We start from the raw sequence: 16,151 nt of genomic DNA on the forward strand, positions 1-16,151 counted from the left end.
GCGAATCCGTCAGGATTCTGCCGATAGTACGCGAAGAAGCCCGATAAAAAAAGCCTCAGCCCTTCCGTATATTCATTTGAGGGCTGGGCCCAACGAATCGCAAAGCGATTCGCAAGCCAAGCGTACGGCAGGCGAATCCGTCAGGATTCTGCCGATAGTACGCGAAGAAGCCCGATAAAAAAAGCCCCATCCCTTCGGATGAGGCTTTTTTTATCGGGCTGGGGGGATTTGAACCCCCGACTTCTTGATCCCGAACCAAGCGCGCTCCCACTGCGCTACAGCCCGATTTTCCCTGTTCCTGGTCCAGGAAAAAAGGATACGGGAGTGACGGGACTTGAACCCGCGGTCTCCGGCTTGACAGGCCGGCGCGATAACCAGCTTCGCCACACCCCCGTAATTATGTGTGAGAATATATAGTATGACGAAATACCTGTCAAGGGCGGCCTTTTTTCAGAGCGGCGCAGCTAAATCGATTCATTGACAAAGGATAGGGCCCATGATACCGTTGTGCGGTTAAATAACAACTTGATTGATGAGGAAACTTTATGGCGAAACGGGATCCGCAACACGGCACAAAGCGGAATACTGAACTGGGCGGAAAAGATCATCCGCCAAAAAGCCGCATGCATCCCTGGATGTACATCTTCAGCGTAGCAATTCTTGTTATAATAGTGGTTACCTTCATCGGCGGACCGCTTGTTGGCAGTACAGCCGGTGGCGGCGGTATTGTGTTTGGAAGCTATGACGGTGAAGACATTGAATTTTATCCCGGGAACTACCTGGCACGACAGCGGGACACCATAGCCGAACGTATTGCCCAGTCCGGTATGGATACGAACCTTGAATGGATAGCATATCAGGTCTGGCGAGGTGCATATCAGAATACCGTTGTGCATACCGCCGTCCTTCAGAAGGCGAAGGAGAGCGATTTACAGATACCCGGCGAAGTGATTGATCAGGCGCTAACTGCGTATCCAGCTTATCAGGAAAACGGAGAGTTCAGCCCGGCCAGGTATCGCGACACCTCAAGAACCGAAAAGGCTTCCATTCGCAAGTATTACAGAGAAGAGCTTGTAAGCAGCCAGGTCAGGAGCGATATTCTCGGTGGGGTTAATTCTTCCTCCCAGGCCGTGGATTTTATCAAGAATATGGCAACTCCGGAGCGCAGTTTTCTCTACAGCAGAATCGGATTCTCCGCCTTCCCGGATGAAATGGTGGGAAATTATGCGGAGGAGAATGCGGATCTTTTCAGAAAGATCAATCTGAGCCGCATAACCATCCAGAGCAGCGAAGAGAGTGCAAAAACCGTACATCAGCAGTTGCTTTCCGACCCGAGTCTCTTCGACGAGATTGCACGCAACCAGTCGAAGGATGCATATGCGGAAAACGGAGGCTATATCGGACAACAGTATTTCTTCTCCCTCTCCACTGAACTGGAATCCGAAGAGAAGGCAGAGGAGATATTTTCTCTCAGCAAAGGCTCGATATCAGAGATAATGTCAACTCCCTTCGGATGGGTCATCTACAAATGCAACGAAGAACCCGTTGCGGCGAACAGAACCAGTGATGAGGATATCGATACCGTTCGCAGTTACATGGAGCGCTTTGAAAAGGGCAGCATCGAGGATTACCTCATTGAACGGGGACAGGCACTTCGAGCCTCGGTCGGAGAAAACGGTCTCAGCGGACTCGAAGCTGAGGGCTGGGAAGACGGAGAGACCGCATCGTTTCCTCTGAATTACGGTAATGTGGAAATCTTTAAAAGCGTGCGTGACGCCAATCAGGATTCCGGAGCCTTTGAGGGTGCGGCCTTCAACGAGTCTTTTCTGGAAACCCTCTTTTCGCTGGAACAGGGAAGTATCAGCGAACCTCTGGTTTTGAACAATATGATCTATCTTTTTGAACTTAAAGAAGAGACCGAAATTTCAGATGAGAATCTCAGCATGCTGGAAAGCTATTACCCCTATCTGGGTCAGCAGTATGCAGAGACTGATATGAGGGCCCTTATCCTGTCCTCCGACAAGCATGAAGATAATTTTGATGCGGTATTCAGCCGCTATTTCCTGAACGGCGAGTAAGAATGTCCACTCCCCGACAATTAGATACCGGGTCGGGGATTACCCTGGAATATCAGGGTAGATTGCTCTATTCGCGGGTCGATCCGAAATCAAGGCCTCTTCGGATTGCCCGCGAAACAGAGCTTGAACCCGAAACCCTCTATCTTATTCCATCCCCTCTGCTTCTCTACGGAATTGAAGAACTCCTTGTACGGCTGCCCGCAAGCTCCTTTGTAGTGCTGCTGGAAAAGGAAGAGTCCCTGGAACAGCTTTCAAGAGAGGTGCTTTCTGGTAAGAAATTAAAGAATTACAGATTTCTCTTTGCAGAACGGAAAGATGCTGAAGGAATAATCGATACCCTGAACGGGCTTTCTCTTTGGCCTTTCAGACGTGTCAAACAGCTTCTTTTAAGCGGAGGGTATAATCTTAACCGTGAATACTACTCCCAGGTTTTCAAGACCCTGGAAGAGGCAGCGCGTATATCCTACCAGGACAAGCTGACGCAGGTCTTCTTTGCCCGCCGCTGGATGAAGAATTTCTTTGCCAACCTCTTCAGCTATGAGAGCCCCCTTCCCTATACCAGCCTGCAGAGTGAAAGACCGGTGCTTGTAGCGGGGGCCGGCGAATCGCTGGAAGCTAACCTTAACCAGATCAAAGAGGCCCGGGACAGGATTTTTCTGCTTTCCGTTGACACGGCCCTGCCTTTTCTGGCCGCAAAGGGTCTTGTTCCGGATGCAGTTGTCGTTCTTGAATCCCAGTTTATCAACCTCAGGGACTTTTACGGGATTCCCACAAAGGACATCCTGTTAATCGCTGATCTTTTTTCCTACCCGAGGGTGTGGCGTCTTCCCTGGAAAAAGAAAATCGCCTTTTTCAGTCGTTTTGCACCCTTACGCTACTTCAATACTCTGGAAAAACATGCCCTGGAGGAGTATGTGCTGCCCCCCTATGGGTCGGTTGGTGTTGCTGCAGTTGCAATAGCGGCATCCATCAGTCAGAATACCGTCTACTGCAGCGGTATCGATTTTTCCTACAGGCTCGGCAAAAGCCATGCCAGGGGGACCCAGTTTCTGTTCGAGGAACTCTGCTCTTCCACCAGGGTATCTCCTGCGGGTTTATTTGTTCCTTTCTTCAAGCGTCCCCTGCTCCGCACCACGGGGAAGGTTTCGAAGGTCCTCAGCGACCTGATTCTTCTCAATTACCGTTTGACCCTCAAGAATTTTATCCGCGGGTCGGAAAATATCTACGACTTGAATCCCCTGGGTCTGGATATCGGGGCAACGTATACGGACAGGATCGATGTTTCGGAAGTCTCCCCACAGACTCCGGTATGCAGGGAGACTTCCTTCAGAAATGTTTCGTTCAGCTGGAAGTATCTGCTGCGACAGGAGCATGATATGCTCTCCCGTATATACACCAGCGGGCTGCGTTACCTGAAGGGAGAATCAGTGGATACAGACTTTTTCGGCCTCATCGAAGAACGGGATTACCTGACTGCCCATTTTCCGGACAACCTGCACAAGCTGCCTCGAAATCCCGCTTTTGCCAAACGCCTTCTGCTGGCCGTTGAAGGGTACCGGATTTATCTGTCCAGGCTGCTCGGCATACCTTCCTAGGAGTCATCGTCGGCTTTCAGTACCGAAAGAAACGCATTCTGCGGCAGTTCCACGTTTCCGACCATCTTCATGCGCTTCTTACCCTCCTTCTGCTTTTCCAGAAGCTTCCGCTTGCGGCTTATATCTCCTCCGTAACATTTTGCGGTAACATCCTTTCTGAGGGCCGATATAGTCTCCCGCGCAATAATCGTCGCCCCGATAGCTCCCTGTATAGGAATCTTGAACTGGTGCCGGGGAATTTCGTCCCTCAGTTTTTTGCAGACCTTCCGGGCACGATATGCGGCGTTCTCACGAAAAACCAGCTGGGACAGAGCATCCACGGGATTCCCGTTTATGAGGATATCCAGCCGCACCAGGTCCGTTGGCCTGAAATCGGTTATCTCATAGTCAAAGGAGGCGTATCCCCTGCTCAGGGACTTGAGCTTGTCGTAAAAATCAAAAAGGACCTCCGCCAGAGGCATGGAATAGACAAGCTCGACCCGTTTTTCATCCAGGTATGTCATGCTCTCCTGGACACCCCGTTTCTCCAGACAGAGATTGATGATGGGCCCCACATATTCAGCGGGGGTAATAAGGGTGGCTTTTATATACGGTTCTTCCGCATGCTGAATCTGTGACGGATCCGGAAACTCAAGAGGATTGTCGATGGACAGTTTTTCGCCGTTGGAAAGGGTAACCCTATAACGTACAGAGGGAGAGGTAAACACAATCGAAAGGTCGAACTCCCGTTCAAGCCGTTCCTGTACTACCTCCAGGTGAAGAAGTCCCAGAAAGCCGCAGCGAAATCCAAAGCCCAGAGCAACGGAAGAGTCTTTTTCGTAGATCAGTGAAGCATCGTTAAGCTTGAGTTTCTCTATTGCCGACAGGAGATCCTCGTAGTCATCCGAGTTGACCGGATAGATTGAGGAGAACACAACGGGTTTTACTTCCTTGAATCCGGGCAGGGGTGTGGTACATCCGTTCCTGGCGCTGGTAACGGTATCTCCCACTCGAACCTTCCCGATATCCTTGATACCGGCAATAATATACCCTACCTCACCGGCCCTCAGTTCCTCACGCTTTTCGTTACCGATACGGAAGACTCCGGTCTCCTCGATGACGTAGCGGCCCCCGGTAGCCATAAAAAGGACTTCCTGTCCCAGCTTGATTCTACCGGCCATAACACGTATATGAACAACGACCCCGCGGTAGGGATCATAGTGGGAGTCGAATATCAGGGCCTGAAGCGGATTGTCTATGAGGGGTTTGGGAGGAGGAACAAACTGCACCAGGGCTTCAAGCAGCTCATCAACCCCCTGACCGGTTTTGGCGGATATGGGTATAGCAATATCCATATCCAGTCCCAGATCATGGTCGATCTGTTTTTTTACAAATTCGATATCCGCACTGGGAAGGTCTATCTTGTTAATGACCGGAAGGATTTCAAGATCATGTTCAATGGCCATATACATGTTGGCCAGCGTCTGGGCTTCCACTCCCTGGGAGGCATCTATTATCAGGAGTGCGCCTTCGCAGGCGGAGATAGCCCTGGACACCTCGTAGGAAAAGTCGACATGACCCGGGGTATCAACAAGGTTCAGATGATAGGTTTTTCCGTCCGAAGAGGTAAACGGCAGAGAGACCGCCTGGGATTTTATGGTAATTCCCCGTTCCCTTTCGATGTCCATGCTGTCGAGGATCTGGTCTTTATACTCCCTTTCAGAAACAAGCCGTGCTTTTTCTATAAAACGGTCGGCAAGGGTGGATTTACCATGATCAATGTGCGCAATTATGCAGAAGTTGCGTATTAATTCGGGTTCGTATCGCATTGAGGGTACTATATCCTAACGAGGCCGGTTACTTCAATCCTGGGAATCGAGAACAGTGCGCACCAAGCGTAATAATTCTTCTGGTTTGAAGGGCTTGGACAATATTGCATCCGTTTCAAGTTTTTCGGAATTCACCCTCTTCATGTATCCGGACATTATTATACTCGGCAGGCCGGGAACGATACTGCGCAACCTGAGAATCAGCTGATCCCCCGTCATGTGGGGCATTATATAGTCGGTAATGAGCAGCTGTATTTCGGAGCCATTCTGCTCACAGATTAGCAGGGCTTCTCCGGCGTTTCCTGCTTCGACTACCGAATACCCCGCCCTCTTCAGAATACTCATTGCAACGGCTCTGACTGCGTTGTCATCTTCCACCAGAAGGATATTCTCGCTGCCCACATATTTTTCTATTTCGGGTATATCAATCTGCTCCTTTCTCAGCAGTTTGTCGGTAACCGGGAAAAAAATCTGAAAGCTGGTCCCCTTGTTTATCTGACTCCGGACGTTGATAAAACCCCGGCTCTGCTTTACTATCCCGTATACCGTCGACAAGCCCAGGCCCGTACCTTTATCTGCCGGTTTTGTGGTAAAAAAAGGTTCGAATATGAGACTGAGCTGATCCTCAGGAATCCCCTTTCCATTGTCTTCGACTTCAATCACGCAGTAATCTCCCTCGGGGATCGAACCAAGAGGGCTGGCTATGGGCTCCGTCAGCCGCTCATTACGGCTTTCAATGGTCAGTTTTCCCCTGGCGCCCATGGCATCCCGTGCATTAACCACCATGTTCAGAAGAACCTGTTCGATCTGTCCGGGATCCACATAAATCTTAGGGTTTTCGGCAGCGGCAAATATGCTTAAGTTTATGTCCTCATGAACAAGGCGTCGAAGCATTTTTTCCAGATCGTTTATCAGCACGTTTGTATCAACGACCTCGGGATTAAGCACCTGCTGCCGTGAAAAGGCCAGAAGCTGCCGTGTCAGCCGAGTGGCTTTGCCGGCCGCTGTTCTTATACCTTCCAGTTCGTTCTCAAGAGGCTCGTTTTCCAGATACTTTTCGTTGACCAGGGTAATGTACCCCAGTATAACCGTAAGCAGGTTGTTGAAATCATGGGCGATACCCCCGGCCATTCTGCCGATGGCTTCCATCTTCTGAGCCTGCCTCAACTGTTCCTCGAGACTCTTTATCTCGGTGGTATCAATTAGATATCCATGCAGATTCTGAAGATTTCCCTCTTCATCAAAATTGCCCACCATATTTCCCAGAACCGCAGCGACGCTTCCGTCCTGCCGGAGGATTTCGAACTCCTGCAGCCGTATTACCCCTTCTTCTCTTAACGCTTCCCACCGCTCTTCATGACGTTTCGTCTCAGAAAAAAGAGTATTGATATTAAGTCCAAATACATCTTCCCTGGACCTGAATCCGAAGAGAGACAGAAACGCTGGATTACAGTCCAGAATTTTCCCCTCTCCGTCGGCAATAAAGTCCCCGGACAGGTCTTCTTCAAAGAGCCTCCGGTATCTTTCTTCGCTTTCGTGAAGTCTGACCTCCATCCGATGTCTGTACAGGGCCATTTCTATGGTTGTCTTCAGTTCCCGTTCATTAAAGGGCTTCAGGATATAGCCGAAAGGTCCGCTCATCTTTGCCCTGTCCAGGGTCTGGTCATCCGCAAAGGCTGTAAGAAGAATCACCGGCCGATGATACTTTTCTCTGATAATCCTGGAGGCCTCGATACCATCCATATTGCCGTGTATCTTGATGTCCATCAGCACAAGGTCGGGAACCTGTCTGTTAATCTCGCTGAAAGCTGCTTCTGCAGACGAGACAGGTCCCATGGTCCCGTAGCCGAATCGTAAAAGATGGTTTTTTATATCAAGAGCAACTATTGATTCATCTTCAACGACCAGAATGACCGCAGTACCGTCCTTTTTCATTACATCCTCGAATTATAAAATATTTTTATCTGTTCAGCGAACATTCGTCAGATACCATTCCACGGCGTACTGCATCAATTCAGTGCTGTTTTTTAAGGAAAGTTTCTGTTTCAGATGAGATTTATAGGTCTCGATAGTCTTGATACTCAGGTTCAGATCTTCGGCAATGGTTTTGGTGCTTTCCCCGCGGCCAACCGCCTGCAGCACCTGCAGTTCCCTGTCGCTCAGATACTCTTCAATCTTTTTATCCTTTCGCAGGTTTCCCCCCGATGTTATGGAATGCAGGAGACGATTTCGCATACTGTCACTCAGGTAAATATCACCCCGCAAAACCGCGCGTATGGCCGTCATGACATTCTCGGTCGCTTCGGCCTTCATGATAAAACCCTTTGCCCCCGCCCTGAGGGAACGCTCTGCATATACTGATTCCTCATGCAGAGAGATTACGAGCATCAGAAAGTCGGGATAAATCCGGGACAGATCCTTAATTAATTCTATGCCGTTGGAATTCTTTAAAGACAGATCGATGAGTGCCAGATCAGGTTGTAATTTTTCAATCAGTTCAAAGGCCCCGGCAGCATCTTCAGCCTCACCCACCACAATCAGGTCGTCCTCCTGATTGATCAACTGTGTAAAGCCCTGTCGGACAATGGGATGATCGTCAATAATAACAATCCTCTTTTTCACGCCCTTACCACCTGCTTATTACTGTGTTATAGGGACCCTGCATATAACAGCAGTACCCCAGCCTTCGTTACCTATTATCGACAGGTGTCCCCCTACCATGTTAGCCCGATACTGCATGATTCTCAATCCCAGACCGGACGTGCTTTCTTCTGATATCCCATTGCCGTTGTCACGAATTGTCAACACAATCTCCGTTGTATCCTGCTCCAGGGAAACGATAATGCTTGTTCCGCCGGCGTGCTTGATTGCGTTGGTTAAGGCCTCCTGACATATATGATAAAGCTGAACCTCCGCAATGGGCTGAAGGTCGACAGGATCACGATGACCTTCAAAGGAGGTTGCCACACCGTACATTGACTGGCAGTAGAGACTCAGCTCCTGAAGAGCTTCTACAAGTCCGTTGGTCTGCAGTGTTACGGGAATTAGCCCCTTTGCCATTTCCCGCGTCTGTTCCACCGTGTTTCTCACAATCTGCTGAATATCCCGGGCATCCTCGACACAAGTACTGTCCTTCTCTTTCAGAAGTTTACCTTCCAGTGCCTTTACCCGAAGAAGGATACCCGTTAATTGCTGTCCCAGGCTGTCATGAAGATCCTGTCCTATCCGTGATCGCTCGCGGTCCTCGATTTCCAGGATTTCCTTTTCCAGCTGTTTGCGCTTGCTCATGTCCCGGGCGATAAGCGAAACTGCAATCAGGTTTCCCCGGGAGTCCCTGATGGGAGAGATCTTTACAGACATGTCTATAATACCCCCGTCCTTACGGGCCCGCAGAGTTTCGTAATGGTCAATAAGCTCTCCATTGCGTATTCTGTCGAGCATTTCGGGGATCTCGTTGGGGTAGAAATCGGGAACGAGAATCGAAAGATTCTTACCCCGGACCTCGCTCTGATCGTATCCGAACAGGATCCGGGCTCCCCGGTTCCAGCTTATTATGGTGCCTTCGGGCGTTGAACCGATTATTGCATCTTCGGAGGTCTCTACAATGGAGGCAAGACGTGACTGCATCTCCTGAACCTGGTACTCCTCCTCGATGTTGCGAAGAATCACAATGTATCCGGAAATCTTCTCATGTTCATTTTTCAGAACTGATACGGTACAAAAAACGTGGAAACGGCTCTGCTCCAGAACAAAGAAATATCTTCCTGAGACTTCTCCGGTATTCTCATAGGAAGAAAAATCCAGGGGATCCGGAGGATTCTCCTCGAAAGTGTTCTCTATTCTGACAGGCAGGTCCCGGGTCGAACGCCCCACATAATCATCCTGTTTTAGATCGAGCATTCTGCAGGCGGCTATGTTAATCAGCTGGATCTTCCCCTCTTTATCGCAGGAAATGACTCCGTCGGAGATTCCGCTGAAGGTGGTGGAAAGCAGGCGTTCGCTTTCAAGAATTTTCTTTTCCATATCATGACGGTCCAGAGCCATCTCAATGGAGAAGAAAAGATCATTCTGGTCAAAGGATTTGATGATATACCCGTAGGGACGGGTATTCTTTGCACGGGAGAGGGTATCCACATCAGAATAGGCAGAAATATAGATAACAGGGATCCTGTGCGTCTGCTGGATAATCTCCGCCACCTGTATTCCGTCAAGTTCTCCCTTCAGGTGAATATCCATCAGGATAAGATCGGGTTTGACTTCATTCAGAAAACTCAACACTTCCGGACCGTTATCCTGGGTATCGAGTACGATATACCCCAGGGAATCCAGAATATTGCAGATATCAATCGCCAGAATGGCTTCATCTTCCACAACAAGAATACGAGGAGGATCTGTCCTGGGTTGAATCTCTATATTGTCATGATGCTCCTGCATAGAAGATTATTTCCGCTTATCGCTTTTTAGAATTTCCGCCGCAATACGGTTGAGGGGCAGAATAAGATCTACGGCGTTGCGTTTAACAGCCTCTTGGGGCATTCCGTAGACGACACAGCTCTCCTCGTCCTGGGCAATTGTATAGGCTCCGTTCTGATGCATTTCAAGCATCCCGCGGGCACCGTCATCACCCATTCCCGTCATTATAATGCCTATTGCATTCTTTCCGGCATAACGGGCAACAGAGCGGAAAAGGACATCCACTGAAGGACGGTGACGACAGACAAGAGGTCCGTCCTTTACTTCCACATAGTAACGGGCCCCGCTGCGCTTCAGAAGGGTATGTTTGTTTCCCGGGGCAATGAGTACCCGTCCCCGAAGCACAGAGTCATTGTTTTCCGCTTCTTTTACACCCACGCTGCAGATGGAATCGAGACGCTTGGCAAAGGCGGCGGTAAAGTGTTCAGGCATATGCTGGACAACCACCATCCCCGGTGCATCCACCGGCAGAGCCTCAAGGACCTCCCGCAGGGCTTCGGTACCACCCGTAGAGGCACCCACCGCGACAACCAGCTCGGTTGTTTCGATTCTAACATGCTCTTTTCCCAGCGGCAGAACAGCATCGGCGGTCAGTTTGGCAGACACCTCAGGTTTGGGCTTGAATTTTCTGGTTTTTGCCATGTGGGCAGCCCGGACGACGTCCGCAATGCGAAGCCGTGATTCAGTAAGAAACTGTTTTGTTCCCAGTTGAGGTTTCCTGATTATTTCGACAGCTCCGTAATCAAGGGCATTAAGAACATTCTGGGAGCCCTCTTCAGCTTTACTGGAGCAGATAACCACAGGAATGGGAAACTGCTGCATCAGTTTCTTCAGGAAGGTGAGGCCGTCCATTCGGGGCATCTCAATATCCAGAATTATTACATCGGGTATCTCTTTTTCCAGTTTCTTGGCGGCAATAATCGGATCCGAGGCCGTCCCCATAATTTCTATATCTTTCTCCGATCCAAGAATCTCGGACAGAGTCTGCCTCACAACCGCTGAATCATCGACAATTAAAACCTTTATACTGGTGGCTTCAGACATTTGTTAAAATCTCCCGATTGTAAGGACTCATGCAAGTTTCCGGAAATTGTTTTTAAGGGCATCGGAGCTTTTTTTATATACAGTAGCCGCAACGTTATGAAGGTCAGTTTCGATTCCGGTCAGGGATTCAGAATGCCCGAGAAAAAGATACCCGCCGGGTTTCAGATGTTCGCAGAGTTTAGATATAATCTTTTGTTGAGTCGGCTTCTCAAAGTAGATCATTACATTTCTAAAAAATATCACATCGAGATTCTTTGGCAGGGGGTACTTTTCACTGAGAAGGTTCAGTTGATAAAATCTGATTTTTCCCCGGAGTTCCGGCTTAATTCTGACCTGACTCCTTGCACTGTCCCGGCTCTTCAAAAAGTATCTCTTTATAAGATCCATGGGCAGGTTTTCAATTCTTGGATATTCATAAATACCGGAACGGGCGTTTTCAAGAACACGGGAAGAAATATCGGACGCGAAGATTTCGTAGACAAAACGCCGGTTCTGCCGAAAGTACTCCTCCATGACCATTGCGATCGTGTAGGGTTCTTCTCCCGTCGAACACCCGCACGACCAGATCCGAAAAACCTCGCCGGATGCAGCGGAGAACTTCGTCAGTACTGAAGAAGACAAAAAATCAAAGTGTCCGGGTTCGCGATAGAAATCAGTTTTGTTTGTGGTAATCAGATCCACAAACTCCTGGATGTGTTTTTTCCCCTCGTTGCTGTCAAAAAGAAAATCACAATAATCGCTGAAACCTGATTTTCCAAGCCTTATAATATGCTTGCGCAGTCGGGACTCAACCATAACCTGCTTTGCCGCGGGCAGACGAATACCAAGGTTTTTTTCAACATAGGTTTTGATTCGAAGAAAGTCTTTACTGCTCAGTCCCGGCAGGGGAGCTAATGTATTACCCTGCTGCATCTTTTTCCAGGACCTCGGTGTCCATGGTACTGACCAGGCCGTTAATATCGAGGATCAGAGCGATAGACCCGTCCCCCAGAATCGACGCACCGGAGAAGCTCTTCTGTCCCTTGAACATGTTTCCCAGACTCTTTATTACCGTCTGATGATCTCCAAGAACCTCGTCGACCATAATTCCCATGCGCCCGTGACTGGTTTCTATAACCACCATCTGTTTACGCCGGCTGTCCTGTTCCGGAATATCCAGGAACCTCGCCAGATGAACGTAGGGTATCAGGCTTTCCCGGTAGGAAATCAGGCGACGGCGGGTATCAACCTCATCGATGCGTATTTCCATACATGATTCAACTGACGCCAGGGGAATAATAATGGTCTCGGTTCCCACGGAAACCGCAAGACCGTCGATTATGGCCAGGGTAAGAGGAAGGGTCAGAATGAAGCTTGTACCTTTTCCAGGTTCGCTCTGGATTGTCACAGATCCGGACAGGGACTGAATATTTTTTTCCACAACATCCAGTCCCACTCCGCGACCGGATAGATTTGTAACCGCTTCAGCGGTAGAGAAGCCCGGAGCAAAAAGCAACTGGTAAGCATCCTCATCGGAGATCTGCTCCCCGGCGTGGATCAGACCTCGCTGAACAGCTTTCTTTCGAATAACATCCGGATCGATGCCCCGTCCATCATCTCTGACGACTATCATGACTGCAGCCCCGCTGTACTTTGCTTCCAGGGTGATGGTTCCAGTGGCTGACTTGCCGGCTTTCATTCTGACTGCCGGGAGTTCGATGCCATGGTCAGCGGAGTTTCTTATTATATGGACCAGGGGATCATGGATCTTATCAAGCACAGTCTTGTCCAGCTCAGTCTCTTCTCCAATGGTCTTTAACTCAATCTCTTTTCCAAGATCCACCGAAAGGTCCCGGACCATACGCCTGAACTGGCTGAAGGTACTCCCAATAGGCAGCATCCGAAGGCTCATGGCATTGTCCCGCAGATCGTCGATCAGACGTTCCAGCTCTTCGCTGACGGTCAGAAGATTTTCTTCCTCCATCTGGGCCGATATCTGTCCAAGCCGTGCCTGTACGGTAACGAGTTCTCCCACAAGATCAATGAGCTGATCGAGTCTCTGGGAGCTCACCCGAAGGGTGTTCGAGACCTGCTGGGTCTGATTCTGTGTTCTGGATTTCTTGAAGTGCTCCTGAACATGAAGGGCCGACTCAATCTCCGACTTGTCCGCCAGACCCGCATCTTCGATTCTCTGTCCGATAAGCTTCTGGCTCTCAAGCAGGGATTTCAGCTCCTTGGGATCAAGGATGCCGCTGTCCACCAGGATTTCTCCAAGCCGCTTGGGCTCTCCCCGTGAATCGATATAATCGGAACTTTTCAGTTCCTGAATGATTATATCGGATTCGGATTCTACAAAGATAAAAACATCCCGCAACTCATTATATTCGCAGCCTCCGGTCAGGAAGATTTCCCATCCCAGGTAGAGGGTCTCCGGATTAATTTCAGAAAGACGGGGAATCTCTGCAATATTTGCAAAAACCGTAACCTTTCCAAGATCATGGAGTTCCCGGATAAGAAGCAGCGGATTTGCCCCGCTGGCAAAGATATCCGAGCGGGGCTTGAAGCTGATCCGGAAGGTCGCTTCTTCCTTTTCCAAACCGGTCCCGCCGGCGGTGTCGGAAACGACCGGGGGAGCCTCGTTATCTTCAGATTCCCTTTCCATGCCGGAGATCCTGGAAAGTTCCTTCAGGATAGTCGAACCCTTCTCTTTCAGAGCAGCGTTCCCGGATCCTGTTTCGTTATTCCGGGTCGCATCGAGAAGATCCCGCAGATGATCCTTTCCCCGGAGGGACAGGTTCATCAGTTCCCGGTTGATTTTGAGGGTTCCGGAACGGACCTCGTCCAGCACCGTCTCGAAGGCGTGGGCGAATTCGGAGATCTCCTGAAAACCGAACATGGCAGCGGAGCCTTTTATCGTATGGGCGGCGCGGAATACAGCCTGGATATGCCCTTCGTCATCCGGTTCAGCTTCGAGAGCCAGAAGTTCCTTCTCCATGGAATCCAGAAGTTCATAGGATTCTTCAATAAAGGTTTCGATGAAGCGTTTATCCATTAATCTGTTCCCCGTATCGAACCCCGCTCAACTGAAATTGTTCCAGAACCTTTTCGTTCATGGGGCCCTTGAATTTCAGTGGAATTTTTCTTTTTTCCACCTCGTTGAACAGAGAGACGAAGAGTTGTATTCCTGCGGTATCGATCTCTTCTATTTGAGATACATCCAGAAGGACTCCCTCGGAAGACTCGTTCAAGGCTTCCAGTAATGAGGATTTCAGGTCCTTAACAGTATCAATAACGCATCTGGTTCCAATGGGCACAGTAAGCACAGCTTCCTCCACACCGACAGCAGTTCCTGTTACACTGAAAGTATAGCAGACAGGAAAAGCAAACGCAAAAAAGGGCTCTTTTAGATAAAATAATCGACATCTATATAGGATGCAAGCTGAATGGAGGATTCCAGAAAACCGGCCTTTCGTTTTTTAATAACCATGCGCAGCAGGGCTAGCTTGTTTTCCGGATCGATCTTGAGTCCCCGCCAGTAGAAGGGATCATTTGGGGAAAGACCTGTCTCGTCGGCAATAGTACCGGGGTACACCTTCTCCACTACATAACTTTTTTCCCACAGTGCAGCCCCTGTCTCCTGAATCTTCATACCGAACAGGGGGAGTACAAGTTCCTTTTCAGCTCCCATCCTGTGGGCTTCCAGCACCGGGGAATGGGGACGTTCAGCAAGCACCATATATACCGTTTCCCGTGTCCCGCCCTGTTGTTCCCATAGGGTTTTGAGCAGATTTCCCGGTCGTTCCCGTACAAGTATGGCGTTTACTTCCCGTAAACTGCTGACTGCCTGTCCATTCACCGAAACCAGGCGGTATCCCTCTTTTATCCGTGCATTATCAGCAGGGGATCCCGGGACTGTATACAGATTGATCAGGCCATCTGCCCCTTCATGCAGTGCAGAGCCTATCCAGGAATGCCGGACCTCTCCTCCCGCATACATTTCAGAAAGAATGGCCTGGAGCCAGTAGACGGGAACGGCGAAATTGATCCCCTCAAAGAATTCAATCCCCGCAAAGACTATTCCCACAAGGCGGCCCTGTTCATTCATGAGCGGCCCCCCGCTGTTTCCCTGGTTTATGGGTACATCTATCTGCATGGCCTCGCCAAGCTGAAGAAGACGACGCTCAGTAGCAGAGACAATACCCGAAGTGATGGTTTTTTCCAGCCCTCCGGGACTACCAATGGCATAAATGGTTTCACCCAGACGCGGTGTCCGTTTACCGGGACTGAATATATAACCGGGAGTGATTTCCGCTTTCAACAGGGCAAGATCCAGTATAGGATCCCAGCCCACTACCCGGGCCGGAATTCTGGGAGAACGACTGTCACCCCTTCGAATAAACAGGCGGGAGTATCCTTCGTATTCCGGATCAACCTCGCTGGCTATTACATGGTAATTGGTTATAAGGTAGCCGTTTTTATCGACAAAGAAACCACTGCCTATAACCCGGTCGGGGTATCCCATTCCTCCCTCGATCCGGATACCCCTGTTTACCCAGATCGTTACCGTGGAATCAATTATGCCCGGCAAATCTCCGGTTATTTTTTCCTCAGGATCATCAGGCTCAGCCTCCAGGTATTCAGACCATTCCCGGTACCCTGAATTCCTTGCAGCCTCAGCAAGAAAGCCCAGATCGTCATATCTTACAAGCCCTGAGGAAAGTGCCTCTGCGGCCTGGGCGAAAGCCGGAATCAGCATCTCCTTTTCTACCAGTCCATGAAGCATGTCCAGGTACAGTTCTTTTCTATCAGGGCCTTCCTCCAGAGACAGCTCCAGTAGTTCCGCCGCCCGGGAAAGACGCAGGGCCGCGTTGAAATCCGAGGCCTCAACCGCCTTATGGAACTCCTCGGAGATCATCTGGTCAATTTCTTTACGGTAGGTACTGTGTTCGTCTCTTCCAATGAGACCGCGCTTGTGCAGAATATCAACGGTTTCCAGGGCCCGGAGGGGTTCCCTGCTATCCATCAGACGCTGCAACTCCTGAAGATTGATTTCCCGTACATCCGGGATTTCCGGGAGGACAGGTCCGCTGGCACAGGATACGAGAATAAGAAGAATAATCAGTATGGATACGAACTTACACCGTTGAATAATAAGCATGCTTTAATCGTCCTTG

General features: G+C 49.7%; 11 protein-coding genes and 2 tRNA genes. 2 read left to right on the top strand and 11 right to left on the bottom strand.

What is annotated here, in order from left to right; translation table 11 throughout:
• Positions 1 to 213 precede the first annotated feature (213 nt).
• Both B4O97_RS02975 and B4O97_RS02980 read right to left on the bottom strand, forming a co-directional pair.
• Positions 214 to 285: transfer RNA gene (locus B4O97_RS02975), tRNA-Pro, on the bottom strand.
• 34 nt (positions 286 to 319) lie between these two features.
• Positions 320 to 393, bottom strand: a tRNA-Asp gene (locus tag B4O97_RS02980).
• A 152-nt stretch (positions 394 to 545) separates the two neighbouring features.
• Here B4O97_RS02980 and B4O97_RS02985 point away from each other — a divergent pair.
• Positions 546 to 2,078 (top strand): peptidylprolyl isomerase, encoded by a 1,533-nt coding sequence (locus B4O97_RS02985; protein ID WP_083048198.1) that lies wholly within the window; start codon positions 546 to 548, stop codon positions 2,076 to 2,078.
• 2 nt (positions 2,079 to 2,080) lie between these two features.
• Positions 2,081 to 3,673, top strand: coding sequence for a 6-hydroxymethylpterin diphosphokinase MptE-like protein (locus tag B4O97_RS02990; protein ID WP_083048200.1), 1,593 nt, complete (start codon positions 2,081 to 2,083; stop codon positions 3,671 to 3,673).
• On the opposite strand, the gene lepA is transcribed toward B4O97_RS02990, so the two are convergent.
• The 9 genes from lepA to B4O97_RS03035 all read right to left on the bottom strand — a co-directional run bounded on the left by lepA (position 3,670) and on the right by B4O97_RS03035 (position 16,135).
• Positions 3,670 to 5,481, bottom strand: a complete 1,812-nt coding sequence (gene lepA, locus B4O97_RS02995) for a translation elongation factor 4 (protein WP_083048202.1) — start codon at positions 5,479 to 5,481, stop codon at positions 3,670 to 3,672. The two genes, B4O97_RS02990 and lepA, sit on opposite strands and share 4 nt — an antisense overlap.
• A gap of 33 nt (positions 5,482 to 5,514) precedes the next feature.
• Complete coding sequence (locus tag B4O97_RS03000) at positions 5,515 to 7,416, bottom strand: hybrid sensor histidine kinase/response regulator (RefSeq protein WP_083048203.1); 1,902 nt, start codon at positions 7,414 to 7,416, stop codon at positions 5,515 to 5,517.
• A 33-nt stretch (positions 7,417 to 7,449) separates the two neighbouring features.
• A complete protein-coding gene (locus B4O97_RS03005) occupies positions 7,450 to 8,103 on the bottom strand; it encodes a response regulator transcription factor (RefSeq protein ID WP_083048204.1) in 654 nt (217 codons plus the stop codon).
• Positions 8,104 to 8,121: 18 nt separating this feature from the next.
• Entirely contained in the window at positions 8,122 to 9,915 is a 1,794-nt protein-coding gene (locus tag B4O97_RS03010) for a PAS domain S-box protein (protein ID WP_083048205.1), read from the bottom strand.
• A 6-nt stretch (positions 9,916 to 9,921) separates the two neighbouring features.
• Complete coding sequence (locus B4O97_RS03015) at positions 9,922 to 10,998, bottom strand: protein-glutamate methylesterase/protein-glutamine glutaminase (protein ID WP_083048206.1); 1,077 nt, start codon at positions 10,996 to 10,998, stop codon at positions 9,922 to 9,924.
• Positions 10,999 to 11,025: 27 nt separating this feature from the next.
• Positions 11,026 to 11,910 (bottom strand): CheR family methyltransferase, encoded by an 885-nt coding sequence (locus tag B4O97_RS03020; RefSeq protein ID WP_083048207.1) that lies wholly within the window; start codon positions 11,908 to 11,910, stop codon positions 11,026 to 11,028.
• Complete coding sequence (locus B4O97_RS03025) at positions 11,897 to 14,029, bottom strand: chemotaxis protein CheA (protein ID WP_083048208.1); 2,133 nt, start codon at positions 14,027 to 14,029, stop codon at positions 11,897 to 11,899. Before B4O97_RS03025 ends, B4O97_RS03020 begins: the two co-directional genes overlap by 14 nt.
• Positions 14,022 to 14,300: an STAS domain-containing protein gene (locus B4O97_RS03030; protein ID WP_158084126.1), complete on the bottom strand. Its 279-nt coding sequence runs from the start codon at positions 14,298 to 14,300 to the stop codon at positions 14,022 to 14,024. Before B4O97_RS03030 ends, B4O97_RS03025 begins: the two co-directional genes overlap by 8 nt.
• An 80-nt stretch (positions 14,301 to 14,380) precedes the next feature.
• Positions 14,381 to 16,135, bottom strand: a complete 1,755-nt coding sequence (locus tag B4O97_RS03035; protein ID WP_083048210.1) for a S1C family serine protease — start codon at positions 16,133 to 16,135, stop codon at positions 14,381 to 14,383.
• Positions 16,136 to 16,151: the final 16 nt, after the last annotated feature.

Origin of the sequence: Marispirochaeta aestuarii (assembly GCF_002087085.1) — a bacterium.
GTDB lineage: Bacteria > Spirochaetota > Spirochaetia > JC444 > Marispirochaetaceae > Marispirochaeta > Marispirochaeta aestuarii.